25 protein-coding genes are annotated in these 22108 nt (G+C 71.5%); 12 read left to right on the top strand and 13 right to left on the bottom strand.

Annotated features, from left to right (window positions below; all coding sequences use genetic code 11):
* Positions 1-143: 143 nt before the first annotated feature.
* Positions 144-539 (top strand): superoxide dismutase, Ni, encoded by a 396-nt coding sequence (sodN, locus tag ACZ7G1_RS10735; RefSeq protein WP_470872426.1) that lies wholly within the window; start codon positions 144-146, stop codon positions 537-539.
* A gap of 176 nt (positions 540-715) precedes the next feature.
* Here the strand turns inward: sodN and ACZ7G1_RS10730 are convergent, their stop codons facing one another.
* From ACZ7G1_RS10730 to ACZ7G1_RS10715, 4 genes are all read right to left on the bottom strand, one after another.
* Positions 716-2023: a VanZ family protein gene (locus tag ACZ7G1_RS10730; protein WP_470872427.1), complete on the bottom strand. Its 1308-nt coding sequence runs from the start codon at positions 2021-2023 to the stop codon at positions 716-718.
* Positions 2024-2109: 86 nt separating this feature from the next.
* On the bottom strand, positions 2110-2559 hold the full coding sequence (locus ACZ7G1_RS10725; protein ID WP_470872429.1) for a hypothetical protein: 450 nt from the start codon (positions 2557-2559) through the stop codon (positions 2110-2112).
* Between the two features lie 254 nt (positions 2560-2813).
* Complete coding sequence (locus tag ACZ7G1_RS10720; protein WP_470872431.1) at positions 2814-3290, bottom strand: GNAT family N-acetyltransferase; 477 nt, start codon at positions 3288-3290, stop codon at positions 2814-2816.
* Positions 3287-4255 carry a LysR family transcriptional regulator gene (locus ACZ7G1_RS10715; RefSeq protein ID WP_470872433.1) on the bottom strand — a complete coding sequence of 323 codons (969 nt, stop codon included), beginning with the start codon at positions 4253-4255 and terminating at the stop codon, positions 3287-3289. The genes ACZ7G1_RS10720 and ACZ7G1_RS10715 overlap by 4 nt, the downstream gene beginning before the upstream one ends.
* Positions 4256-4441: 186 nt before the next feature.
* Here ACZ7G1_RS10715 and snpA point away from each other — a divergent pair, with 186 nt between their 5' ends.
* Entirely contained in the window at positions 4442-5092 is a 651-nt protein-coding gene (gene snpA, locus ACZ7G1_RS10710) for a snapalysin (protein ID WP_470872435.1), read from the top strand.
* Positions 5093-5182: 90 nt separating this feature from the next.
* Here snpA and ACZ7G1_RS10705 read toward each other — a convergent pair whose 3' ends face one another.
* The 3 genes from ACZ7G1_RS10705 to ACZ7G1_RS10695 are packed head-to-tail and all read right to left on the bottom strand — an operon-like array spanning position 5183 to position 6514.
* The gene (locus tag ACZ7G1_RS10705; protein ID WP_470872437.1) at positions 5183-5617 is read right to left on the bottom strand and encodes a DUF6304 family protein; all 435 of its coding nucleotides are present in this window, start codon (positions 5615-5617) and stop codon (positions 5183-5185) included.
* Between the two features lie 42 nt (positions 5618-5659).
* Positions 5660-5896, bottom strand: coding sequence for a hypothetical protein (locus ACZ7G1_RS10700; protein WP_470872438.1), 237 nt, complete (start codon positions 5894-5896; stop codon positions 5660-5662).
* A 36-nt stretch (positions 5897-5932) separates the two neighbouring features.
* The gene (locus ACZ7G1_RS10695; protein WP_470872440.1) at positions 5933-6514 is read right to left on the bottom strand and encodes a dihydrofolate reductase family protein; all 582 of its coding nucleotides are present in this window, start codon (positions 6512-6514) and stop codon (positions 5933-5935) included.
* A gap of 126 nt (positions 6515-6640) precedes the next feature.
* On the opposite strand from ACZ7G1_RS10695, the gene ACZ7G1_RS10690 reads away from it, so the two are divergent.
* Entirely contained in the window at positions 6641-7216 is a 576-nt protein-coding gene (locus tag ACZ7G1_RS10690; protein ID WP_470872441.1) for a TetR/AcrR family transcriptional regulator, read from the top strand.
* Between the two features lie 106 nt (positions 7217-7322).
* On the opposite strand, the gene ACZ7G1_RS10685 is transcribed toward ACZ7G1_RS10690, so the two are convergent.
* Positions 7323-8366 (bottom strand): family 2 encapsulin nanocompartment cargo protein polyprenyl transferase, encoded by a 1044-nt coding sequence (locus ACZ7G1_RS10685; protein ID WP_470872775.1) that lies wholly within the window; start codon positions 8364-8366, stop codon positions 7323-7325.
* A 92-nt stretch (positions 8367-8458) separates the two neighbouring features.
* Positions 8459-9874: a family 2B encapsulin nanocompartment shell protein gene (locus ACZ7G1_RS10680; RefSeq protein ID WP_470872443.1), complete on the bottom strand. Its 1416-nt coding sequence runs from the start codon at positions 9872-9874 to the stop codon at positions 8459-8461.
* 255 nt (positions 9875-10129) lie between these two features.
* Here ACZ7G1_RS10680 and ACZ7G1_RS10675 point away from each other — a divergent pair, with 255 nt between their 5' ends.
* Together ACZ7G1_RS10675 and ACZ7G1_RS10670 are read left to right on the top strand one after the other, a co-directional pair.
* Positions 10130-10720: an N-acetylmuramoyl-L-alanine amidase gene (locus tag ACZ7G1_RS10675; protein WP_470872444.1), complete on the top strand. Its 591-nt coding sequence runs from the start codon at positions 10130-10132 to the stop codon at positions 10718-10720.
* Positions 10721-10748: 28 nt separating this feature from the next.
* Positions 10749-11654, top strand: a complete 906-nt coding sequence (locus tag ACZ7G1_RS10670; RefSeq protein ID WP_470872446.1) for a 1-aminocyclopropane-1-carboxylate deaminase/D-cysteine desulfhydrase — start codon at positions 10749-10751, stop codon at positions 11652-11654.
* Here ACZ7G1_RS10670 and ACZ7G1_RS10665 read toward each other — a convergent pair.
* Positions 11651-13243: a Na+/H+ antiporter gene (locus ACZ7G1_RS10665; RefSeq protein ID WP_470872448.1), complete on the bottom strand. Its 1593-nt coding sequence runs from the start codon at positions 13241-13243 to the stop codon at positions 11651-11653. The genes ACZ7G1_RS10670 and ACZ7G1_RS10665 overlap by 4 nt on opposite strands.
* Before the next feature lie 39 nt (positions 13244-13282).
* Between ACZ7G1_RS10665 and ACZ7G1_RS10660 the strand changes: the two genes are divergently transcribed.
* The 3 genes from ACZ7G1_RS10660 to ACZ7G1_RS10650 all read left to right on the top strand — a co-directional run bounded on the left by ACZ7G1_RS10660 (position 13283) and on the right by ACZ7G1_RS10650 (position 15308).
* Complete coding sequence (locus ACZ7G1_RS10660) at positions 13283-13543, top strand: UBP-type zinc finger domain-containing protein (RefSeq protein WP_470872449.1); 261 nt, start codon at positions 13283-13285, stop codon at positions 13541-13543.
* A gap of 317 nt (positions 13544-13860) precedes the next feature.
* On the top strand, positions 13861-14274 hold the full coding sequence (locus ACZ7G1_RS10655) for an ATP-binding protein (RefSeq protein ID WP_019889334.1): 414 nt from the start codon (positions 13861-13863) through the stop codon (positions 14272-14274).
* A gap of 77 nt (positions 14275-14351) precedes the next feature.
* Complete coding sequence (locus ACZ7G1_RS10650; protein ID WP_470872451.1) at positions 14352-15308, top strand: RNA polymerase sigma factor SigF; 957 nt, start codon at positions 14352-14354, stop codon at positions 15306-15308.
* A gap of 3 nt (positions 15309-15311) precedes the next feature.
* Here the strand turns inward: ACZ7G1_RS10650 and ACZ7G1_RS10645 are convergent, their stop codons facing one another.
* Positions 15312-15728, bottom strand: coding sequence for a hypothetical protein (locus ACZ7G1_RS10645; protein ID WP_470872453.1), 417 nt, complete (start codon positions 15726-15728; stop codon positions 15312-15314).
* Between the two features lie 108 nt (positions 15729-15836).
* Between ACZ7G1_RS10645 and ACZ7G1_RS10640 the strand changes: the two genes are divergently transcribed.
* Complete coding sequence (locus ACZ7G1_RS10640; protein ID WP_470872454.1) at positions 15837-16805, top strand: diacylglycerol/lipid kinase family protein; 969 nt, start codon at positions 15837-15839, stop codon at positions 16803-16805.
* Positions 16806-17123: 318 nt separating this feature from the next.
* On the top strand, positions 17124-17381 hold the full coding sequence (locus ACZ7G1_RS10635; RefSeq protein ID WP_003953983.1) for a WhiB family transcriptional regulator: 258 nt from the start codon (positions 17124-17126) through the stop codon (positions 17379-17381).
* A gap of 191 nt (positions 17382-17572) precedes the next feature.
* Here the strand turns inward: ACZ7G1_RS10635 and ACZ7G1_RS10630 are convergent, their stop codons facing one another.
* The gene (locus ACZ7G1_RS10630; protein ID WP_470872456.1) at positions 17573-19039 is read right to left on the bottom strand and encodes a sensor histidine kinase; all 1467 of its coding nucleotides are present in this window, start codon (positions 19037-19039) and stop codon (positions 17573-17575) included.
* 410 nt (positions 19040-19449) lie between these two features.
* Positions 19450-20052 (bottom strand): TetR/AcrR family transcriptional regulator, encoded by a 603-nt coding sequence (locus ACZ7G1_RS10625; protein WP_470872458.1) that lies wholly within the window; start codon positions 20050-20052, stop codon positions 19450-19452.
* Positions 20053-20135: 83 nt separating this feature from the next.
* On the opposite strand from ACZ7G1_RS10625, the gene ACZ7G1_RS10620 reads away from it, so the two are divergent.
* The gene (locus ACZ7G1_RS10620) at positions 20136-20924 is read left to right on the top strand and encodes an SDR family oxidoreductase (protein WP_470872460.1); all 789 of its coding nucleotides are present in this window, start codon (positions 20136-20138) and stop codon (positions 20922-20924) included.
* Positions 20925-21236: 312 nt separating this feature from the next.
* The gene (gene nagB / locus ACZ7G1_RS10615; RefSeq protein WP_470872461.1) at positions 21237-22022 is read left to right on the top strand and encodes a glucosamine-6-phosphate deaminase; all 786 of its coding nucleotides are present in this window, start codon (positions 21237-21239) and stop codon (positions 22020-22022) included.
* The last annotated feature ends 86 nt before the right edge of the window (positions 22023-22108 follow it).

Here is a 22108-nt window from a genome sequence, read left to right as displayed (position 1 = left end):
CCGCGCGACCGCTCGTCCACTCGTACACGAGTCCCATGGTGACCCTGGACTTTTGACCTAAGCCCCAGGGGGCGCCCGCGAAAACGCCCTTCTCACCGAGTAATGTCCCACCTGAGAAGACGATCACGAGGAAGGACGGCTCAATGCTCTCCCGCCTGTTTGCCCCCAAGGTGACGGTCAGCGCCCACTGCGACCTCCCCTGCGGCGTGTACGACCCCGCCCAGGCCCGCATCGAGGCCGAGTCCGTCAAGGCTGTCCAGGAAAAGATGGCCGCCAACGACGACGCGCACTTCCAGGCCCGCGCCACCGTCATCAAGGAGCAGCGCGCCGAGCTCGCCAAGCACCACGTCTCGGTGCTCTGGAGCGACTACTTCAAGCCCCCGCACTTCGAGAAGTACCCCCAGCTCAACACCCTGGTCAACGACACCCTGAAGGCCCTCTCGGCCGCCAAGGCGTCCACCGACCCGAAGACGGGCGAGAAGGCGCTGGAGCTCATCGCCGAGATCGACCGCATCTTCTGGGAGACCAAGAAGGCCTGACCTTCTCTCCCCAGGCAGCCCGACCCGTACCTCCACCGGTCCGGCCACCTACCAGACCGCACCCGGTCCGCCCCCTGGCGGACCGGGTGCGGTCTTCTTCCACCCCGACGGCGGTGCGACCGACGAGCTGTAGCGACTCGCCCCGTCACCGGCGGAGTGGCGTCTCGCGCTGTCGGCTAGCCCAGAGGCGTGCCGTTGGCGACCTCGCCTGAGGCGGCGTCGACGGTCATCGTCTCTGGCTGGCCGCCGTCCGGGATGACGCGGACGAGCCATTGCGCTCGCCATTCGCCGCGGATGCGGTAGGCCTTCTTCGTCACGGCGCCTACCGTGGCGGTCGTGGGCTTGATCTTTTCGCGTACTTTGGCTTCGGCTTGGGCCTTGCTCACGGTCTCGGCGGGCAGGTTGTCGAGTGCGTCCGGGCCGGAGTTGACGGCGAGCTGCGAGACGCGGCCCGCTGTGTTGAGCTGCACGTCGAGGGCGCGGGGCATCAGGACGCCGTCTTTGGCCCAGCGCCAGGAGGTCATCCAGCCGAACTCGCCCATGGATGTGGTCTGGCGGTGCTGCGCTTCTGTCACCCAGGGGTAGTGGGCGTTCGCGTAGGCCGTGGCGATGCGCTCCGCGTCGGCCTTGGAGCGGGGTTTCGTGGCGTCCCCTACCGCGAACGACATGGGGCCGGGTTCGCTTGACGACTCCAGTTGGACTGAGAGGTAGTCGGCTTCCGGCCAGGTGAGCATGGCGGTGAGGGGCTCTTTGAAGGTGACTTGAAGGGATCCGGGCGCGCCGTCCATGCCGGGCGAGTACTGGACCGCGGAGATCGTGTAGCGGTTTCCGAACGCTTCTTGGATGGCGGACTCGGCCGTGGTCCGTTCGTCGCCTGCCGCTGTCCGCAGGCCGGTGCCGTCGACCACTTGGTACTGGACGAAGAGACCGAAGACGAGAGCGGTCACCAGCGCGGTCCCCGCGGCGGTCATGCCGGTGCGCCGCGCGCCGGCGGTGAGGGAGACGCCGTTGGTCCTGCCGGCCAGCCACCCGCAAGCAGCGCCGAGGGCCGTGCCGAGGGAGTTCATCTGGACGTCGCCGCTGTCACAGGCACCGCCCGTCGCCGCGACGAGAGACTGGCCCACCTCGATCAGCGTCGAGCCCAGGATGCCGGCTGCCAGTACGGGCATGACGCGGCGCGTCGCCAGGACGCCGAAGAATCCCAGGGGGACGAAGAGGAGGGCGTTCAAGACGCCCTGCTCGGTGACCATGGGTTCCCACAGGTCCTTGTTGAGCGTGCACCATCCGTTCGCCCCACCCGAGCGGGTCGGGAAGAACACGGTGGCCCCGAGGACGAGGACCACGCTCGCGCCGGTCAGACCCCACCACGGTCCGGAGGCACCCTTGGCGCGGGCGTAGAGGAAGGCGGCCGCGCCCACGACCATTCCGGCCAGCGTGAGCGCGATGAGGAAGGGCAGACGGTCATGCAGAACTGCTTGAAGCATCGCGGAGAATTCCTGTTCACTATGCGAAGTGCGCCCCCGGATGATGCAGATCCGGGGGCGCACGGTGTCGCTAAGGACCGCTCAGGTCACTGGCAGCGCGAGATGGGCGTCTGGTACGACGATCCGCCGGAGACGGACATCACGCCGACGGTGGTCATGCACCAGAAGTCGTAGTCCAGGGTGTCCCAGGTGTACGTCTTGGAGGTGCCCGCGGCGATCGAGTAGTACGGGGACCACTTGTAGCTGCCGTTGTAGATGTAGCCGAGCTTCGCCGAAACCGTCGAGCCGCCCGTCTTGGTGTACTTGGTGTACGTCCGGGTGTGCATGGCGTCGGGGTGGTACTTGCTGTGGAAGACCGCGCCGTTGGACAGCGAGGTACAGGACAGCCCCGGGTTGCCCGGCGTGGGGTAACCGGAGGACGGGCAGCCCGCCTCCTGGACACCAGCGGTCGCCGCCGATGCGGGCATCGCCGTACCGGCGATGGTGGCGACGGCGAACGCGCCTGCGGCGAGGGCCTTACCTATGGCGTTCTTCACGAGTTCTCCTTGGGATTGCAATGAAGCAGCAAAACGAGGGAGAACTTACCGCCTGTATTCGGTCACTCACGGTGGTGTAACCACGGTTGGCCGGAAGGGATTTAGACAATGTCACCTTCAAGACGGGCGGATCGCCTTAATCGGACGGCAAGCGCGAGCAAATCCGGCCTTAAGGTCACAGAAGATTTTCGGCCGCAAAGTCTCAAGCGAACCTCAAGATGCCAGGAGGCGAAAGAGGCTCCTTCGCGTCGGGATCAGACGGGGAGGGTGTAGCGGAGCTTCTGCTTGGAGGTGGCGCCGAGGCGGTCGTAGAAGCGGATGGCGCCTTCGTTCCAGACGGGGGTCTGCCACTGGATGTGGGTGAGGCCGAGGGTGCGGGCCTCGGACTGGACGGCGGCCGTGAGGAGGGGGCCGAGGCCGTGGCCGCGGGAGGCGGCGGTGAGGTAGAGGCAGTCCATGTGGAGGTACTCGGCACCGTCCCAGGTGGAGAGTTCGGGGGCGCAGGTGGCGTAGCCCGCGAGGGTGCCGTCGGGGAGGGCGGCGACGAGGCAGCGGAGGCGCGGCGTGTCGGTGCCGAAGAGGAGGCGGGCGAGGCGGTCCGCGAGACCGGGCGCCGGGGGCGCCGCCTTCTCGTACGCGGCGTGCTCGGCGACGAGTTCCACGATCCGGGGCAGGTCCTCGGCGCGGGCGTGCCGTACGACGGGGCCGGGGGTGTCCTCGGGTGCGTTCATGCGGTCATCATGCACGGTCCGACCGAGAGGCCGGCCGCGGTGCCCTGGGCGCGGAGCCAGTCGCGGTAGGGGGCGGAGCGGAGGGCGGCTTCGCGGTAGGCGGCGGCGAGTTCGGCGTACAGGAGGTCGAGGGGGGCGCCGGGGCGGGCGAAGAGGAGGAGCCGGACGGCGAGGGGGTCGCCGCGGAGGGGGCGGATGGCCATGTCCTCGCGGGGCACGGAGGTGGGCTGGCAGGGGGCGACGGCTTCGCCGAGGACGATGAGGGAGGCGGCCGTGTGGTAGTCGCCGTGGAGGAGGGGCGGGTCGATGCCGGCGGCGCCCAGGACGCGGCGGAGGCCGTCCCATTCGCCGTCGACGCTGGGGTCGACCATCCAGTGGTCGGCGGCGAGGTCGGCGAGGTCCACGACGGGCCGGGCGGCGGCCGGGTGGTCGCGGGCCAGGGAGACGAACTGCGGTTCTCGGGCGACCAGGACCCGCCCTTCGAGCCCGGCCGGGACCCGTAACGGACAGCCTTCCACCTCGTGGACGAAGGCGACGTCGAGCCCGCCGGCGGCGACCGTCCGCAGCAGCTCTTCGGCGGAGACGTCCACCCGGAGGCCGACGTCGGTGTCCGGCAGCCGGCCGCGCAGCCGGCGCAGCCAGCCGGGGAGCGCCCTGCTGGCGGTGGAGCCGACGCGGAGTCCGGGGCGTCCGGTGCGGGCGGCCGCGGCGCGGGCCTCGGTGACGAGGGCGGCCATGTCGGCGACGAGGGGGCGGGCCCGGCTGAGCAGGGAGCGGCCGAGCGGGGTGGGGCGGCAGCCGGTGCGGCCGCGGGAGAAGAGCTCGGCGCCCACGGAGTTCTCGATCCGGCGCAGTTGGGTGGTCAGCGAGGGCTGGCTCATGCCGAGTTGCCGCGCCGCCTTGTGCAGGCTGCCCGTGTCCGCGATGGCGCAGAGCGCGCGCAGGTGTCTCACCTCCAGCTCCATGTCCCGAGGGTAGGGCGGCGGCCGGGCGTCGCACCAGATATCCGGAACCGGGCAATCGCCTTGCATTCCAAGGCAGTTGGGGGCACGCGACGAGGGTGATGCGGTGGGGCTATCGGCGGTTGACATCATCCCCTGACGCCCCGGTGGCCCCGAGACTCTCTCCGACCCCAACAGGAGGAGCCCCCCATGCGTCACCCCAAGGTCCTCACCTCGCTGCTGACCGCCGCCCTCGGCGTCGGCCTCGCCGCCTCCCTCGGTACGGCCCCGGCGGCCGCCACGGCCCCGGCCGTGAGCGCCGGCGGCGCCACCGCGGCGTACGCCGGTTCGGCCGAGGAGGCAAAGGCCAACAAGGCCTTCTTCGACGCCGTCGTGAAGTCGGTGGCGAAGAAGCGGGCCGCCACCCCGGGTGCGGCGGCCGTCACGGTCGTCTACAGCGCGGCCAACGCGCCGAGCTTCCGCACCCAGATCTCCCGCTCGGCGCAGATATGGAACAGCTCGGTGGTGAACGTCCGGCTCGTCGAGGGAAGCAACCCGGACTTCGCGTACTACGAGGGCAATGACTCGCGCGGCTCGTACGCCAGCACCGACGGCCACGGCGGCGGCTACATCTTCCTCGACTACCGCCAGAACCAGCAGTACAACTCCACCCGTGTGACGGCCCACGAGACCGGGCACGTGCTCGGCCTCCCGGACCACTACAGCGGGCCGTGCAGCGAGCTGATGTCGGGCGGCGGCCCGGGCACGTCCTGCCAGAACGCCCAGCCGAACGCCCAGGAGCGGTCCCGCGTCGACCAGTTGTGGCGTTACGGTCTCGCCTCCGCGCTCAAGGCCTCCTGAACCGGAGGCGGGTGAACGAAGGACGGCGGCGCCCCGCGAGGGGGCGCCGCCGTTCCGTTCGGGGCCGTCCGACCACCCGGAGTCGAGCCGTCAGGCGGTCTGGAGGAGGCGGCGGGCGAAGTCCGCGCCGGGCGGCAGCTGGCGCCGGACCCGGTCGAGCGCGCCGTCGAAGTCGCCCCCGGCGACGCAGGCCTCGAAGGCGGCGCCGCCGTAGTGCAGCGTCAGGCTGAGGTCCGCGCGCTCACCGAGCGTCAGGAGGCAGGCGAGGGTGGCCTGCTGGGTGGCGCCGTCCAGGACGACGGGGAGCGGAAGGTCCCACTCCAGGACGCAACCGGTGAGGGCGTGCCCGCTGAGGCCGGCCGCGCCCTCGCCGGCGGCGGTCAGTACGGCGAAGCTCTCGCCCGTGTACTCGACCCCCCTGATCCGGGTGGCGACGCGCCGCCCGTCGGCCGTGATGACGATCGCTTCCGCGCCGCTGCGGTCCCGGTACCAACCGGTCCAGACTTCTGTCGACTCCGATGACATGCGCGGACTGTAACCGTAGGAACGGCTCCGGCGCGCGGCCGGTCACCCGGTGGCCTGACTTCTCCCGTTCTCGCCGTTCTTGCCGGTCACGTGCGTGCTCGCGGCTTCCGCACCCTCGTAGAGCGGGCAGTCGGGATTGCGGCAGGGCTGGACCTCCCACTCCGGCACCCAGGCCCCGAGGACCTTGTGCCGGGTGGCCATGACGCCGCGCGGTCGGCCGCAGGCCGGGCATTTGGGCTCGGCCAGCGGGTCCCGCGTCGTGCGAGGCACCTCGCCCATGACTCCAGGGTAGGCCGCCGGGCACGGGAACGCCCGCTACCGCTTCCTGGTGTACGTACGGACGAGGACGCCGTTGTCGAAGGCGCGGACGTCGCCGAGCTCGAAGTCGCGGGGCTCGAAGCCGGCGCCGAACATCGGCATGCCGCTTCCGTAGACCTGCGGGTAGGTCTTGATGACCAGCTCGTCGATCTCCTCGATGAGCTCGCCCGCGAGGGTGGAGCCGCCGCAGAGGTAGATGTCGAGGGGGCTGTCCTCGGCCTTGAGTTCGCGGATCCGGCCGACGAGGTCGTCGGCGATCAGCTCGACGTTCGGGTCGGGCGACTCGGTGAGCGAGCGGGTGGCGACGAACTCGCGCAGATGGGCGTACGGGCTGGTGATGCCGATGTCCAGGGCGAGGCGGTACGAGCCGAGGCCCTGCACGACGGTGTCGAAGTGCCTGTGCTCACCGTCGACGCCGAGCATCTCCCGCCCCTGCGTGGGGATGGTCTCGGGGAATTCGGCGGCCATCCACTCCATGTAGGCGCCGTCGGTGAACTTGTACATCGAGGTGGCGTCGCCCTGGGGGTCGCCGATGAAGCCGTCGATGGTGCAGGCGATGTAGTACGTGAGCTTGCGCAAACCGGTCCTCTTCGTCGGGTGGCGTGGCCGCGTCCGCAACCACGACAGTTATAGTGCTTCACTTGTAGTGGTTGCGCAAGCCCTATGTTCGAAGAGAACACGCTCAGCTCGGAAGGAGCCCCCGCCGTGGCGAGGAACCCGGAACGCCGTACGGCCCTGCTCGACGCCGCCGTCGAGGTGCTCGCGGACGAAGGCGCCCGCGGGCTGACCTTCCGCGCGGTCGACGCCCGGGCGGGGGTCCCCACGGGCACCTCGTCCAACTACTTCAGCGACCGCGACCTGCTGCTCTCCCAGGTCGCCGACCGGATCTTCGTCCGGCTGACCCCGGCCCCCGGCGACGTGGAGACCGCCATGAGCCCCGCGCCGAGCCGGGAGCTGGTGCTCGACCTGATGCGCTGGATCGCCCGGCGGCTCGCCGCCGAGCGCACCTGCTACCTCGGGCTCTTCGAGCTCCGGCTCGAAGCCGTCCGCCGCCCCGAGCTGCGGACCCAGCTCACCAAGGTGCTCCGCTCCGACCTGGACGCGAACATCCAGGGGCACCTCGAAGCCGGGATGCCCGGGGACGCGGACACGGTCCGGCTGCTCTACTTCGCCCTCACCGGGCTGCTGCTCGACCACTTCACGGTCCCCGGACTCCACGGCGACCGCGAGCTCGACGACCTGATCGAGACCGTGGTCGCCCGGCTCGTCCCCGAGTCCTGACCGGAAACGCCCCCGGCCACAGCCCCCGGTCAGCGCGTCCGGTCAGCGCCCCTGGTCAGCGCGTCCGGTCAGCGCCCCCGGCCAGGCGTCCGGTCAGCACCCGCGCTCAGCGCGTCCGCCGGGTGACGAACTCCGCCAGGGCCAGCAGGTCCCCGGCCGCCGCCAGGTCCGGCACCGCCTGGGCCAGGTACTCGACGGCGCGGCCCATCCGCTCGGCCGCCTGGGCCTGCGCCCAGTCGCGCCCGCCGGCCCGCTCCACCGCGTCGGCCGCCGCCCGTACCGCCGCCGCGTCCAGGACCGGACGGGAGTAGAGCTCGGCCAGCTCCTCCCCGGCCGGGGTGCCCGAGGTGAGCGCCGCGACCACGGGGAGGGACTTCTTGTGCGCGACGAGATCGGCACCGGCCGGCTTGCCCGTGCGGTCCGGGTCGCCCCAGATGCCGATGAGGTCGTCGATGAGCTGGAACGCGAGCCCCGCCTCGCGGCCGAACGCGTCCATCGCCGCGACCTCCTCCTCGCCCGCGCCCGCGTAGAGCGCGCCGAGGGCGCAGGAGCAGCCGAGCAGGGCGCCGGTCTTGGCGGTGGCCATGGCGAGGCACTCGTCGAGGGAGACGTCACGCGGGCCGCGCTGCTCGAAGGCGCAGTCCTCCTGCTGGCCGGCGCAGAGTTCGATGATGCAGGCGGCGAGCCGCGCGGAGGCCCGTGCGGAGGCGGGGTGCGGGTCCTCGGCGAGCAGCCGCAGGGCGAGCGCGCTCATCGCGTCCCCGGCCATGAGGGCGTCGGGGATGCCGAAGACGGTCCACGCGGTGGGCCGGTGCCGGCGGGTGGGGTCCTCGTCGACGATGTCGTCGTGGAGCAGGGTGAAGTTGTGCGCCAGCTCGACGGCGGCCGCGGCCTTCACGGCCTGGGCCGTCTCGGCGCCGAGGGCGCGGGCCGCGGCGAGGACGAGCGCGGGCCTGATCGCCTTGCCCGCCTGCCCCGCGTCCGGGCTGCCGTCGGCGCGCTCCCAGCCGAAGTGGTACATCGCGACCCGTCGTATGGAGCCCGGCAGGGACTCGACGGTCGAGCGCAGTTGGGGATGGACAGCGGTCCGCGTCTGGTCCAGGAGCCGCACGGCCTCCTGACCGCCGGTGGCGGCATCCGCGCTGGTCATGGTCACGGTCTCTTCCTTCGCATCCTTCGCGGCGGTGGGCCGGGGAGCGCCCGGGGGCGGGAGGTCCGGTCCCGCCCCCGGGCTGCACCGGCTCAGCGCCAGCGGCTGACCTCGACGTTCTCCAGGACACCGAGCGCGTCCGGGACGAGGACCGCCGCCGAGTAGTAGGCGGTGACCAGGTAGGAGATGATCGCCTGCTCGTCGATGCCCATGAAGCGGACGGAGAGGCTGGGCTCGATCTCGTCGGGAAGTCCGGTCTGGTGCAGACCGATCACGCCCTGGTCGGCCTCGCCGGTACGCATGCAGATGATCGAGGTCGTACGGGCGTCGGAGACCGGGATCTTGTTGCACGGGTAGATCGGGACGCCGCGCCAGGTCGGGATGCGGTTGCCGTTGACGTCGATGGTCTCGGGCACCAGGCCGCGCTTGTTGAGCTCGCGGCCGAAGGCGGCGATGGCGCGCGGGTGGGCGAGGAAGAGCTTGGAGCCCCGGCGGCGGGAGAGGAGCTCGTCCATGTCGTCGGGGCTGGGGACGCCGTCGTGCGGCTGGATCCGCTGGCCGTAGTCGCAGTTGGAGAGGAGGCCGAACTCCTTGTTGTTGACGAGCTCGTGCTCCTGGCGCTCGCGGAGCGCCTCGACCGTGAGCCGCAACTGCTGCTCGGTCTGGTTCATCGGCTGGTTGTAGAGGTCGGCGACCCGGCTGTGGACCTTCAGCACGGTCTGGGCGACGCTCAGTTCGTACTCGCGGGGCGAGGCGTCGTAGTCGACATACGTGTGCGGGACGACGGCCTCGCCGACGTGGCCGGCGGAGAGGTCGATGGCGGCCTCGCCGTAGGTGTTGGTGCGCTGGTCGGGCAACGCGGCGACGGTCGCGAGGTGGGCCGCGAGGGAGACGGCGCGGTCGGCGAGGTTCCGCACGTCGTCCCGGGTGAGCTCCAGGACCGTGCAGGCGGTGGCGGCGCGGGCGGTCCACTCCCAGGTGGCGTCCTCACGGACCAGCGAGGCCTCGCCGAGGTAGGCGCCGTCGGCGAGGACGCCGAGGACGGCCTCGTCGCCGTAGGGTCCCTCGCCGATCTGCTCGATGCGGCCGTGCGCGAGGAGGAGGACGCGGTCGGCGGGGGCGCCCGAGGTGGCGATGATCTCGCCCGCCGCGAACTCCCGCTGGGTGCAGCGGGACGCCAGTTCGGTGAGGGCGGCCTCGTCCTCGTATCCGCGCAGGGCCGGGAGTTCGCCGAGCTCGGCGGGGATGACCGCGACGCGCTCTCCGGTCTGGACGAAGGTGACCCGGCCGTCGCCCACCGAGTAGCTGAGCCTCCGGTTCACCCGGTACGTGCCGCCCTGCACCTGGACCCACGGCAGCGCGCGCAGCAGCCACCGGGAGGTGATCTCCTGCATCTGCGGGGCCGACTTGGTGGTCGTGGCGAGGTTCCGCGCGGCGGCGGTGCCGAGACTCTGCTGCGGCGCCTGCTGCTCCGCGCGGACGTCGTCGCCAACCGAACCAACGGACATGGAACTCCCTCTCGTATGACTGAGTTGCGAGACGAAGCCTTTCAGCACGGAACGTGTCGGCGCCATTACACATTCGGGTGGGACTGTTCGACGATCTTCGGGGCATGTCACGCGTTTTCCATCCGAACAGCGCACCTGAGCAGGGGGCTTGGGGCCGTGTCCGGATCGGCTCGCACACGGTCCGAACGGATGGCCGCGGAGGGGCGGACTCCGGTACTCCGGAAGTTCACCCGCCCCTCCCGAAGGGAGTCCGCCATGGCCTCACCCCTGACATCGGGCAGGTTCCTCGACGCGCTGCGCGACGAGGGCCTGACGGTCGTCCAGGTCGGCGACTGGTCCACCCACAACCGCAACCACAAGGGCCCCTGGGGCCCGGTGCACGGCGTGATGATCCACCACACCGTCACCCGGGGCACCGCGGGCACCGTACGGATCTGCCGGGACGGTTACGAAGGCCTGCCGGGGCCGCTCTGCCACGGCGTCATCGCCAAGGACGGCACGGTCCACCTGGTCGGCTACGGGCGCGCCAACCACGCGGGGCTCGGCGACGACGAGGTGCTCAGGGCCGTCGTCGCCGAGCGCGGCCTGCCGCCGGACGACGAGGCCACCACCGACGGCAACCGCCACTTCTACGGCTTCGAGTGCGAGAACCTCGGGGACGGCGAGGACCCGTGGCCCAAGGTCCAGCTGGAGGCCATCGCGAAGGCGGCGGCCGCCGTCTGCCGGGCGCACGGCTGGACGCACCGCTCGGTCATCGGGCACCTGGAGTGGCAGCCGGGGAAGGTCGACCCGCGCGGCTTCACGATGGCCTCGATGCGGGAGCGGGTCGCCGACCTGCTGCGCTGATCCCGCGAGGGGCGGCGAGAATGGCCTGGTGAACGCGTTCGACCTCTCCCGCCTGCGGCCCCGGCTCCCCTCGCCCCTGGAGCCGGTGGAGGACGAGCGCTTCGCCCGGCGCGGCCTGACGCTGCTGCTCAAGCGGGACGACCTGATCCACCCCGACCTGCCGGGCAACAAGTGGCGCAAGCTCGCGCTCAACCTGCGCGCGGCGGCCGGGCGTCCGGTGCTCACCTTCGGCGGCGCGTACTCCAACCACCTGCGCGCCACGGCCGCCGCCGGCCGGCTGCTGGGCTTCCCCACCGTCGGGATCGTGCGCGGCGACGAACTGGCCGGCCGGCCGCTCAACCCGTCCCTGGCGCGGTGCGCGGCGGACGGGATGCGGCTGGAGTTCGTCGACCGGTCCACGTACCGCCGCAAGAACGCCCCGGACGTCCTCGCCGCGATGCTCGGACGTGCCCACGCGGGCGCGTACGTGGTCCCCGAGGGCGGCAGCAACGCGCTCGCCGTCCAGGGCTGCGCGGAGCTGGGGCGCGAGCTCGCCGGGGCGGCGGACACGGTCGCGGTCGCCTGCGGCACGGGCGGCACCCTGGCCGGGCTCGCGGCCGGCCTCGCCCCCGGGCAGGCGGCCCTCGGTGTCCCGGTCCTGAAGGGCGGCTTCCTCGGCGCGGAGGTCCGGGCGCTCCAGGAGACGGCGTTCGGCGGCCCGCGCGGGGACTGGTCCCTGGACGAGCGCTTCCACTTCGGGGGGTACGCGCGCACGTCCCCCGACCTGGAGGCGTTCGCACAGGACTTCGAGGCGCGGCACGGACTCGCCATCGAGCGGCTGTATGTCGCCAAAATGCTGTTCGGCCTCGTCACCCTCGCCGAGGAGGGCGCCTTCGCCCCGGGCACCCGCCTCGCGGCGGTGGTGACGGGAGCACCGGAGCCCGGAGCGGGTTAGTCGGTCTCGCGGTAGGCGGCCGCTTCCTCCAGGTCGAGGCGGCGGAGCAGGGTCCGCATCATCTCGTCGTCGATCCGGCGGGCGTCGCGCAGCTGTACGAAGACCTCGCGCTCGGCGTCGATCATCTCGCGGGAGAGCCGCCGGTAGGTGTCGTCCGCGGTCTCGCCGGTGACCTCGTTGACGGCGCCGAGCCGCTCCCACACGGCGTTGCGGCGCCGTTCGAGGACGGTGCGCAGCCGGTCGGCGAGGGGCTTCGGCAGGGCGTTGCGCTCGTCGGTGAGGAGCTCGTCGAGGCGTTCCTCGGCGGCCCGGGAGGCCTCGCTCTGGGCCTGCGCCTCGGCCAGGGTCTCCTTGTACGTGTCCCTTCCGGGGAGCTTCAGGAGCCGGATCAGCGGCGGCAGCGTGAGGCCCTGCACCACCAGGGTGCCGATGACGGTGGTGAAGGTGAGGAAGAGGACGAGGTTGCGGGCCGGGAACTCCACGCCGTCGGTGACGACGGGGATGGAGAAGGCGATGGCGAGGGAGACGACTCCGCGCATGCCGGCCCAGCCGACGACGAGCGGCGCCCGCCAGTCCACTTCCGGCTCGCGCTCCCGGATGCGGGCGGAGAGCCACCGCGGCAGGAAGGTCGCCGGGTAGACCCACACGAAGCGGACGACGACCACGGCGACGAAGACCCCGACCGCGTACCCGACCGACTCCCCCACGCTGTACGGGCCGAGTTCCCTGACGACGTACGGCAGCTGGAGTCCGATCAGGGCGAAGACGGCGGACTCCAGGACGAAGGCGACCATCTTCCAGACGGCCGCCTCCTGGAGCCGGGTCGCGAAGTCGACCTGGTAGGCCCGGTGGCCGAGGAAGAGGCCGACCACCACGACCGCGAGGACCCCGGAGGCGCCGACCTCCTCGGCCGCCGCGTAGGCGACGAAGGGGACGAGCAGGGAGAGGGTGTTCTGGAGGAGCGCCTCGCCGAGCCGGCAGCGCAGCCAGTGGATGGGGGCCATGAGGACCAGGCCGACGCTGATGCCGCCGATCGCCGCGAGCGCGAACTCCCCGAGGCCGCCCGCCCAGCTGATGCCCTCGCCGACGGCCGCCGCGAGGGCGACCTTGTAGGCGGTGATCGCGGTGGCGTCGTTCACCAGGGACTCGCCCTGCAGGATCGTGGTGATCCGGTGCGGCAGGCCGAGCCTGCGGGCGATGGCGGTGGCGGCGACCGCGTCCGGCGGGGCGATCACCGCGCCGAGCACGAGCGCCGCGGTCAGCGGCAGGTCGGGGACGAGGACGTACGCGAGCCAGCCCACGGCCACGGTGGCGAACAGGACGTAGCCGACCGAGAGCAGGGCGACCGGCCGCACGTTGGCCCGCAGGTCGAGGTACGAGGACTCCAGGGCGGCCGTGTAGAGGAGCGGCGGCAGGATCAGCGGCAGCACGATGTGCGGGTCGAGCGTGTAGTCAGGGACCCACGGGACGTAGGAGGCGCCGAGGCCGATCGCGACCAGGAGCAGCGGCGCCGGGACGGGGGTCCGCTGGGCGAACCCCGCCACGGCGGCGCTCGCCGCCACCAGTGCCACCAGCTGCAGTGCGTCCATGCCCGACCCCGTTCCGTGCCGCAACGTAACCTGGCCATCATGAGCGAGTGCCCCCACGTTGCCGAAATGCCGCGCCCCGAACCGGTGCCGCTGGCCGACACCTGTCCCGAGTGCCTGGCGGACGGCACGCACCCGGTCCAGCTGCGGCTCTGTCTGAGCTGCGGCCACGTGGGGTGCTGCGACTCCTCGGCGGGTCAGCATGCGACCGGTCACTTCTCCTCGACCGGCCACCCCGTCATGCGGACCTTCGAGCCGGGCGAGGCCTGGCGCTGGTGCTTCGTCGACGGCGCGATCGTCTGACGCCGGACCGGGAGCCGGGACCGCGCCACGCGCGCGCGTCACGGTTCGGGGCGGACGCGGTTCGACCGCCCCGGGGTTGGGTACGTCCTCCCTCCGCCGGTCGCTCGTTTTCGGCCTCCGCAGACCTCCGCCCACCGTCCGCGCCCATGGGCCTACCATGGGTGACGAGCGTGATCGGGGGGCCGGGGGCTCACGGCGACACGGCGGGACGGATCGCGATAGCGTCACGGCGGACTGCGCAGCCCCCTGCGTACCGCCCGGTTCGGGGGCTTCTCACCCCGGACCCCGAATGAGCTTGTGCCACCTTGGAGGTGAGGGTGTCCCAGATCGCAGGCGAGCCCGGGACCCAGGACTTCGTGGAAGTCCGGCTGCCCGCTGCGGGTGCCTATCTGTCCGTGCTGCGTACGGCCACGGCCGGCCTCGCGGCGCGCTTGGACTTCACCCTCGACGAGATCGAGGACTTGCGGATCGCGGTCGACGAGGCCTGCGCCATTCTGCTCCAGCAGGCCGTGCCGGGGTCCGTCCTCAGCTGTGTCTTCCGGCTGGTCGACGACTCCCTGGACGTGACGGTGTCCGCCCCCACCACGGACGGGCGGGCGCCCGAGCGGGACACCTTCGCGTGGACGGTGCTCTCGGCACTGGCCGGGAAGGTGGAGTCGTCGGTGGCCGATGACCGTACGGTCTCGATCAGCCTGTACAAACAGCGCGGCGCGGGGCCAGGCCCGGCGTGAGGAGCGGGGACGCGACGGCCGGCATCCCTGAGCAGCAGGCGCGGCAGCATGAGGTCGCTATGGAGCGGGCGGACCAGATGAGCGAGCACGAGCAGCACCATGAGGTTCCCGGGATCCCAGGTGTCCCGGAGGCCCCCGGGACGCCCGGGGCGCCCAGGAGCGAGCAGGCCGGGAGCGGTGCGGCCGAGGTCGCGGAGAAGGCCGGGCAGGACGCGGAGCCGGCGGACGAGGCCGACGAGCTCCCGGACACCGAGGCCGAAGCCGACGCCGTCCCCGACCCGCACGACCGGAGCGGCGCCCGCGCCCTCTTCTTCGAGCTGCGCGAGCTGCCGGAGGGCTCCCCCGAGAAGGCGGAGCTCCGCAACCGCCTGGTGCGGATGCACCTGCCGCTGGTGGAGCACCTGGCCCGGCGCTTCCGCAACCGCGGCGAGCCGCTCGACGACCTGACGCAGGTGGCGACGATCGGCCTGATCAAGTCGGTCGACCGGTTCGACCCGGACCGCGGGGTCGAGTTCTCGACGTACGCGACGCCGACCGTCGTCGGCGAGATCAAGCGCCACTTCCGTGACAAGGGCTGGGCGGTCCGGGTGCCGCGCCGGCTCCAGGAGCTGCGGCTCTCGCTGACCACGGCGACGGCGGAGCTGTCCCAGCAGCACGGCCGCTCACCGACGGTGCACGAGCTGGCCGAGCGGCTCGGGATCTCGGAGGAGGAGGTCCTCGAAGGGCTGGAGTCGGCGAACGCCTACTCGACGCTCTCCCTGGACGTCCCCGACACGGACGACGAGTCGCCGGCGGTGGCGGACACCCTGGGCGCGGAGGACGAGGCCCTGGAGGGCGTCGAGTACCGCGAGTCGCTCAAGCCGCTCCTGGAGGACCTGCCGCCCCGGGAGAAGCGGATCCTGCTGCTGCGCTTCTTCGGGAACATGACCCAGTCGCAGATCGCGCAGGAGGTCGGCATCTCGCAGATGCACGTGTCCCGGCTGCTCGCCCGGACCCTGGCGTCGCTTCGGGAGAAGCTCCTGGTGGAGGAGTAGGGCTCAGGCCTCCTGGCCGGGGCGGCGGATACCGAGCGCCTCGGTCGTGGCCGGGTTCACCAGCAGGACGAGCCCGGTGACGGCGAGGACGGCGAGGACGACGCCGGCCGGGATCATCGCGCTGTTCGCCTGGAGCATCTGCCAGGCGACCGGCAGCGCCAGGATCTGGGTGATGACGGCCGGACCGCGGCTCCAGGAGCGGCGCAGCCAGAGCCCGCGGGCCGCGGCGAGCGGGATCAGGCCGAGGGCGACGAGCGTGACCGCGCCGGTCAGCGCCCCGGTGAGGTCGCCGCTCTTCTCGGTCAGGGCGTGCACCAGCATGTACACACCCCCGGCGAGGAGCCCGAGGGCCTCGATGCCGGCCACGGCGGCCGCGGCGGCGAGACGGGTGGGTCGCGGGGTCTGCTCCGTACTGCTCATGGAAGGCAGGGTAGCCGGGCGGGTGGCGGCACCGGGTGGGCCGGGTGCGGGGCGGCCGGGCAAGGCTGGGCTGGGCCCCGGTACCGCCGGGTAGGTACGCTGGCGGTCATGCGCGCACTTCTCGTGGTCAACCCGGCAGCCACCACCACCAGTGCCCGCACCCGTGACGTGCTCATCCACGCGCTGGCGAGCGAGATGAAGCTGGAGGCGGTCACCACCGAGTACCGCGGGCACGCGCGCGACCTGGGCCGGCGGGCCGCCGAGGAGGGCAACATCGACCTGGTCGTGGCCCTCGGCGGCGACGGCACGGTGAACGAGGTGGTGAACGGGCTGCTGCACGGCGGGCCCGACCCCGACCGGCTGCCGGGCCTCGCGGTCGTGCCGGGGGGTTCGACCAATGTCTTCGCCCGCGCGCTCGGCCTGCCGAACGACGCCGTGGAGGCGACCGGCGCCCTGCTCGACGCGCTGCGCGAGCGCCGGGCACGCACGGTGAGCCTCGGTCTCGCCTCGGGGACGCCCGGCACCGAGGACGAGGGGGTGCCGTCCCGCTGGTTCACCTTCTGTGCCGGGCTCGGTTTCGACGCGGGCGTCGTCGGCCGGGTCGAACAGCAGCGGGAGCGCGGGAAGAGATCCACGCACGCCCTTTATCTGCGGCAGGTGGCGCGCCAGTTCCTGGAGGAGCCGCACCGCAGGCACGGCACGATCACCCTGGAGCGCCCGGGGGCCGAGCCGGTCGAGGACCTGGTCCTCTCCATAATCTGCAACACCTCCCCCTGGACCTACCTGGGCAATCGTCCGGTGTACGCGTCCCCGGAGGCTTCCTTCGAGACGGCGCTCGACGTGCTCGGGCTGAGCCGTCTGTCCACTCCGGCGGTGGCCCGGTACGCCACGCAATTGCTCACCTCGACCCCCGAGCGGGGCCCGCGGGGCAAGCATGCCGTGACTCTGCACGACCTGACCGACTTCACCTTGCATTCGAAGGTTCCCCTCCCTCTGCAGATGGACGGAGACCACCTGGGACTGCGTACGAGCGTGACGTTCACAGGCGTACGCCGTGCACTGCGTGTGATTGTGTGAGTGGAAGGGCCCAAAGTCCTTTCACTCGAACGTTTAGGCGCGCATCCACCCCTTAGAAGTACGGCTGTGACCTAGCCGACACCGAGGAATCAAAAAAAACTTTCCGGAAGGGGTTGTATCCGTTGCTGGGGTTTGGGAGTCTCTTCTTGGCGATCGGGACGGCCCGCAAGACCGGCCTCCACTGAGAGCCAGAACCCCTCCTCAGTAACCAGGACCACACCAGTTCACCTGGCAGTCGGCCCTTCCCTTGCGGGGGGATTCGTGAAAGCGTTCACATTCACAAGCAACTGGCACGTAACACTGAGAGAGGTAGCAGCCATGGACTGGCGTCACAACGCCGTTTGTCGTGAGGAAGACCCCGAGCTGTTCTTCCCCATCGGCAACACCGGTCCTGCGCTGCTGCAGATCGAGGAAGCCAAGGCCGTCTGCCGCCGCTGCCCCGTCATGGAGCAGTGCCTGCAGTGGGCGCTCGAGTCCGGCCAGGACTCCGGCGTCTGGGGTGGCCTCAGCGAGGACGAGCGCCGCGCGATGAAGCGCCGTGCCGCTCGCAACCGGGCGCGCAACGCCAGCGCCTGACCACCGACAGCCTGAGGCCTGCGGCGCATACATCGCGTATGCATTCACCGCCCTTGAGCCGCAGCGCGCAGCAGTAACCCACAGCATTCGAGCCCCGGCCGATTCACTTCGGCCGGGGCTCGCTGCTCTGCGCCCGCGGGTACACATGCCCTCCGCGCGCGGGGAATTGCCTCCCCCGCGCGCGCGTACGGCTATTTCTGCGGCTGTACGGGAATGTCGAGGATCACCTTCGTGCCGCGCTCGGCGCCCGGGAGCATGTCGAAGGAACCGCCCAACTCCCCTTCGACCAGGGTCCGTACGATCTGGAGACCGAGATTGCCGGCCCGCTGCGGGTCGAAACCCTCGGGCAGACCGCAGCCGTCGTCCTGGATCGTGATCAGCAGCCGGGCGTCGGCCCTCGGCTCGCCGCGCACGGCGGACACCTCGACGGTGCCCTGCTCGCCCTGGGAGAAGGCGTGTTCCAGCGCGTTCTGCAGGATCTCGGTGAGGACCATGGAGAGCGGGGTCGCGACCTCGGCGTCGAGGATGCCGAAGCGGCCGGTGCGCCGGCAGGTGACCTTGCCCGGGGAGATCTCGGCGACCATCGCGATCACCCGGTCGGCGATCTCGTCGAACTCCACCCGCTCGTCCAGGTTCTGGGACAGCGTCTCATGGACGATGGCGATCGAACCGACGCGCCGCACGGCCTCGTTGAGGGCCTCGCGGCCGCGGTCGGAGTCCATCCGGCGGGACTGGAGGCGCAGCAGGGCGGCCACCGTCTGGAGGTTGTTCTTCACCCGGTGGTGGATCTCCCGGATGGTGGCGTCCTTGGTGATCAACTCGCGCTCGCGGCGGCGCAGTTCGGTGACGTCGCGGAGCAGGACGAGCGAACCGATGCGGGTGCCCTTGGGCTTGAGCGGGATGGCCCGCAGCTGGATGACGCCGCCGTTGCCCTCGACCTCGAACTCGCGCGGCGCGTAGCCGGAGGCCAGGGTGACCAGGGCCTCGTCCACCGGGCCGCGCGACGGGGCGAGTTCGGCGGTGATCTGGCCGAGGTGCTGGCCGACGAGGTCGGCGGCGAGGCCGAGGCGGTGGTACGCGGAGAGGGCGTTGGGCGAGGCGTACTGGACGATGCCCTCGGCGTCGAGCCGGACGAGGCCGTCGCCGGCCCGGGGCGAGGAGTCCATGTCGACCTGCTCGCCCGGGAAGGGGAAGGTGCCGGCCGCGATCATCTGGGCGAGGTCGGAGGCCGACTGGAGGTAGGTGAGCTCAAGGCGCGAGGGGGTGCGGACGGTGAGCAGGTTGGTGTTGCGCGCGATGACGCCGAGGACCCGGCCCTCACGGCGTACGGGGATGGACTCGACCCGCACCGGGACCTCCTCGCGCCACTCGGGGTCGCCCTCGCGGACGATCCGGCCCTCGTCGAGCGCGGCGTCGAGCAGCGGGCGGCGGCCGCGCGGGACCAGGTGGCCGACCATGTCGTCCTGGTAGGAGGTGGGGCCGGTGTTCGGCCGCATCTGGGCGACCGAGACGTACCGCGTGCCGTCGAGGGTCGGGACCCAGAGGACGAGGTCGGCGAAGGAGAGGTCGGAGAGCAGCTGCCACTCCGACACCAGCAGGTGGAGCCACTCGAGGTCGGAGTCGCTCAGGGCGGTGTGCTGGCGCACGAGGTCGTTCATGGAGGGCACGGTGCGAGCGTACCTGCGGAATTCAGGGGCGGTGAACCTGGATCTCCGGGCCTCCGTGTTGGAGGATGGGCCCGGAAGCACCGCGTTCGCATGGATGGACAGACAAGAATGGTCTAGTCCACAATGAACGCAACAGAGCCTCCATCCTCCCCGCACAGGAGGATGGAACGAGGTACCCGACGCTCTCTGCCCTGACTGCGTCGAGACCTCCCACAACGGCCGAGGGACCGCACACCCCCGGCCGGGCAACTCCGGGCTGCGGTGCCGGACGGGCTGAGGGTCCCGTCAGGCGCCGCGGCCCGCGGGTGTTTCCGGGGCCTTTTCGCCCCCCTCTCCCTTGAAGTACGCCAGGCGGCCGGCCTCCTTGAAGGACCTCAGGCGGCCGGCCTCCTTGAAGGACGTCAGGCGACCGGGACCGGCCAGGCCCGCATCGCGGCGGCGGCCACGGCCTCCAGCTCTTCGGCCGTGGCGCCGTCGCGGGCCTGCTGGGAGAGGCCCTGGAGGACGGCGCCGCTGAAGCGCGCGAGAGCGCGGGCGTCGGTGGCGGGCGGGAGCTCGCCCGACTCGACGTCCCGACGGATGCGGGCCTCGAAGGAGGCCAGGTTGGCGTTGCGACGGTCCCTGAGGGCCTCCTCGACCTCCGGGGTCGAGCAGTTGACCGCCGCCGAGATCATCAGGCAGCCGCGGGGGTGACCGGGCTCGGTGAAGAGCGTGGCGGCCTCGTGCAGCATCCGCCCTATGGCCTCGCGCGCGGTCGGCGCCTCCGCGAAGGCCCGGCCGCCGTAGGCGCCGTAGGACTGGGCGTAGGCCTCGACGACCTCCTCGAAGAGGGTCTTCTTGTCGCCGAAGGCCGAGTAGAGGCTGGGCGCGCTGATGCCCATGGCCCGGGTCAGGTCGGAGACCGAGGTCGTCTCGTAGCCGTGCTCCCAGAAGGCCAGGGTGGCCTGCTCCAGGGCCGTGAGCCGGTCGAAGGAGCGGGGCCGGCCGCGCTTGCTCGTCACCATGGAGTGAATTCTATAGCGCGCGCTACGAAAAGTGGGGTACGGTCTTTTCGTAGCGACCACTACGAAATTGAGAGGGGCGTGCCATGGGTGCGTTCGCAGGAGAGTCCACGGGGGAGCTCGCGGGAAAGCTCGCGGGGAAGACGGCGCTGGTCACGGGCGGCAGCCGGGGCATCGGGCGGGGCATCGCCGAGCGGCTCGGCCGCGAGGGGGCCCGGGTCGCGGTGCACTACGGGGGCAACGAGGCGGCGGCGAAGGAGACCGTCGCCGCGATCGAGGCGGCCGGCGGCGAGGCCTTCGCGCTCGGCCAGGAGCTGGGGGTGCCGGGGGACGCGGCGGCGCTGTGGAAGGCGTTCGACGCCCAGGCGGACGGCCTCGACATCCTGGTGAACAACGCCGGGATCGGGGCCTCGGAGCCCTTCGCGACGATCGGCGAGGAGGAGTACGACCGGATCTTCGCGGTCAACGCCAAGGCGCCCTTCTTCCTGGCACAGCTGGGCGCGGAGCGGCTGCGTGACGGGGGCCGGATCATCAACGTCTCCAGCGGCCTGAGCAAGTCCGCGGCCATGCCGCACCTCATCGCGTACGCGATGTCGAAGAGCGCGCTCGACACCTTCACCCGCAATCTGTCGAAGGTCCTCGGCCCGCGCGGGATCACGGTGAACTCGGTGGCGCCCGGGATCGTGGACACCGATATCAACGCGGCCTGGCTCCGCGGCGACGAGGCCGCCTGGGCCGGGGCGGCGGCCATGTCGGCGCTCGGCGGGGTCGGCACTCCCCCGGACATAGCCGACGTCGTGGCCTTCCTCGCCTCCGACGACGCGCGCTGGATCACGGGCGACTGGATCGACGCGTCGGGCGGCTCGCTGACCTGACGGGAGCCCGGAGGAGAGGAGTCGGGGCAGGCGCGGACGAGAGGAGTCGGGGCAGGCGCGGACGAGAGGAGTCGGGGCGGGCGCGGACGGAGAGCTCGGAAGGGGCTCGGACGAGGGTCGGGGAGGGTGTCGGGAGGGGTTCGAGTGGCTGAGGGGTCGGGGGCGGCCGACGATGGATGCGGTGGCCGTCCGTGGGGTGGAACGGCATGAGGAGAAGGCCCCTCCTCTGCTAGATTTGACCTTAGATTGGTCTATACCACCAGCCTCTCATCAGCCCCCTCACCAGCCCCTCACCAGATCGGCAGGCACAGCGTGGAAGTTGTCATCGTCAAGGACGCCAAGGCGGGCGGCGAGCTCATCGCGGACGGCATCGCCGACCTCCTGCGCCGCAAGCCCGACGCGCTGCTCGGCGTGGCCACGGGTTCGACTCCGATCCCGATCTACGACGCCCTTGTCGCCCAGGTCACGTCCGGCTCCGTGGACGCCTCCAAGGCCCGGATCGCCCAGCTGGACGAGTACGTCGGCCTGCCCGCCGGGCACCCGGAGTCGTACCGCTCCACCGTGCTCCGCCAGGTCGTCGAGCCGCTCGGGCTCTCCCAGGACGCCTTCATGGGCCCCGACGGCTCGGCCGAGGACGTCCAGGCGGCCTGCGAGGCCTACGACAAGGCGCTGGCCGAGGCCGGCGGCGTGGACCTGCAGATCCTCGGGATCGGCACCGACGGGCACATCGGCTTCAACGAGCCGTGCTCTTCGCTCGCTTCCCGGACCCGGATCAAGACGCTCACCGAGCAGACCCGGGTGGACAACGCGCGCTTCTTCGACAACGACATCGAGCAGGTCCCGCACCACGTCATCACCCAGGGCATCGGCACCATCCTGGAGGCCCGTCACCTGGTGCTGCTCGCGACCGGCGAGGGCAAGGCCGAGGCCGTGGCGCAGACCGTCGAGGGCCCGGTGGCGGCGCTGGTGCCGGCCTCCGCGCTGCAGCTGCACCCGCACGCCACGGTGGTCGTCGACGAGGCCGCCGCGTCCAAGCTGAAGCTCGCCGACTACTTCCGCCAGACCTTCGCGGCCAAGCCCGCCTGGCAGGGCATCTGAACGAACCGGCTTCCCCCGGTCACGCGAGAAGCGAGAGAGGGGCCCGGCACCTGTTCAGGTGCCGGGCCCCTCTGTCATACGACGCT

Source organism: Streptomyces sp. NPDC037273 (genome assembly GCF_055603625.1).
The sequence above is the reverse complement of the archived record's forward strand: the minus strand, read 5'-3'. Positions and strand labels throughout refer to the sequence as shown.

Bases quoted from the DNA above. Each gene is read 5' to 3' on its own strand.
- ACZ7G1_RS10730 (WP_470872427.1), bottom strand. From the start codon at position 2,023: ATGCTTCAAGCAGTTCTGCATGACCGTCTGCCCTTCCTCATCGCGCTC.
- ACZ7G1_RS10715 (WP_470872433.1), bottom strand. From the start codon at position 4,255: ATGGAGCTGGAGGTGAGACACCTGCGCGCGCTCTGCGCCATCGCGGAC.
- sodN (WP_470872426.1), top strand. From the start codon at position 144: ATGCTCTCCCGCCTGTTTGCCCCCAAGGTGACGGTCAGCGCCCACTGC.
- ACZ7G1_RS10660 (WP_470872449.1), top strand. From the start codon at position 13,283: ATGAGCGAGTGCCCCCACGTTGCCGAAATGCCGCGCCCCGAACCGGTG.
- ACZ7G1_RS10675 (WP_470872444.1), top strand. From the start codon at position 10,130: ATGGCCTCACCCCTGACATCGGGCAGGTTCCTCGACGCGCTGCGCGAC.
- snpA (WP_470872435.1), top strand. From the start codon at position 4,442: ATGCGTCACCCCAAGGTCCTCACCTCGCTGCTGACCGCCGCCCTCGGC.
- ACZ7G1_RS10620 (WP_470872460.1), top strand. From the start codon at position 20,136: ATGGGTGCGTTCGCAGGAGAGTCCACGGGGGAGCTCGCGGGAAAGCTC.
- ACZ7G1_RS10665 (WP_470872448.1), bottom strand. From the start codon at position 13,243: ATGGACGCACTGCAGCTGGTGGCACTGGTGGCGGCGAGCGCCGCCGTG.
- ACZ7G1_RS10700 (WP_470872438.1), bottom strand. From the start codon at position 5,896: ATGGGCGAGGTGCCTCGCACGACGCGGGACCCGCTGGCCGAGCCCAAA.
- ACZ7G1_RS10650 (WP_470872451.1), top strand. From the start codon at position 14,352: ATGAGCGAGCACGAGCAGCACCATGAGGTTCCCGGGATCCCAGGTGTC.
- ACZ7G1_RS10635 (WP_003953983.1), top strand. From the start codon at position 17,124: ATGGACTGGCGTCACAACGCCGTTTGTCGTGAGGAAGACCCCGAGCTG.
- ACZ7G1_RS10685 (WP_470872775.1), bottom strand. From the start codon at position 8,366: ATGACCAGCGCGGATGCCGCCACCGGCGGTCAGGAGGCCGTGCGGCTC.
- ACZ7G1_RS10680 (WP_470872443.1), bottom strand. From the start codon at position 9,874: ATGTCCGTTGGTTCGGTTGGCGACGACGTCCGCGCGGAGCAGCAGGCG.
- ACZ7G1_RS10625 (WP_470872458.1), bottom strand. From the start codon at position 20,052: ATGGTGACGAGCAAGCGCGGCCGGCCCCGCTCCTTCGACCGGCTCACG.
- ACZ7G1_RS10645 (WP_470872453.1), bottom strand. From the start codon at position 15,728: ATGAGCAGTACGGAGCAGACCCCGCGACCCACCCGTCTCGCCGCCGCG.
- ACZ7G1_RS10705 (WP_470872437.1), bottom strand. From the start codon at position 5,617: ATGTCATCGGAGTCGACAGAAGTCTGGACCGGTTGGTACCGGGACCGC.
- ACZ7G1_RS10630 (WP_470872456.1), bottom strand. From the start codon at position 19,039: ATGAACGACCTCGTGCGCCAGCACACCGCCCTGAGCGACTCCGACCTC.
- ACZ7G1_RS10720 (WP_470872431.1), bottom strand. From the start codon at position 3,290: ATGAACGCACCCGAGGACACCCCCGGCCCCGTCGTACGGCACGCCCGC.
- ACZ7G1_RS10640 (WP_470872454.1), top strand. From the start codon at position 15,837: ATGCGCGCACTTCTCGTGGTCAACCCGGCAGCCACCACCACCAGTGCC.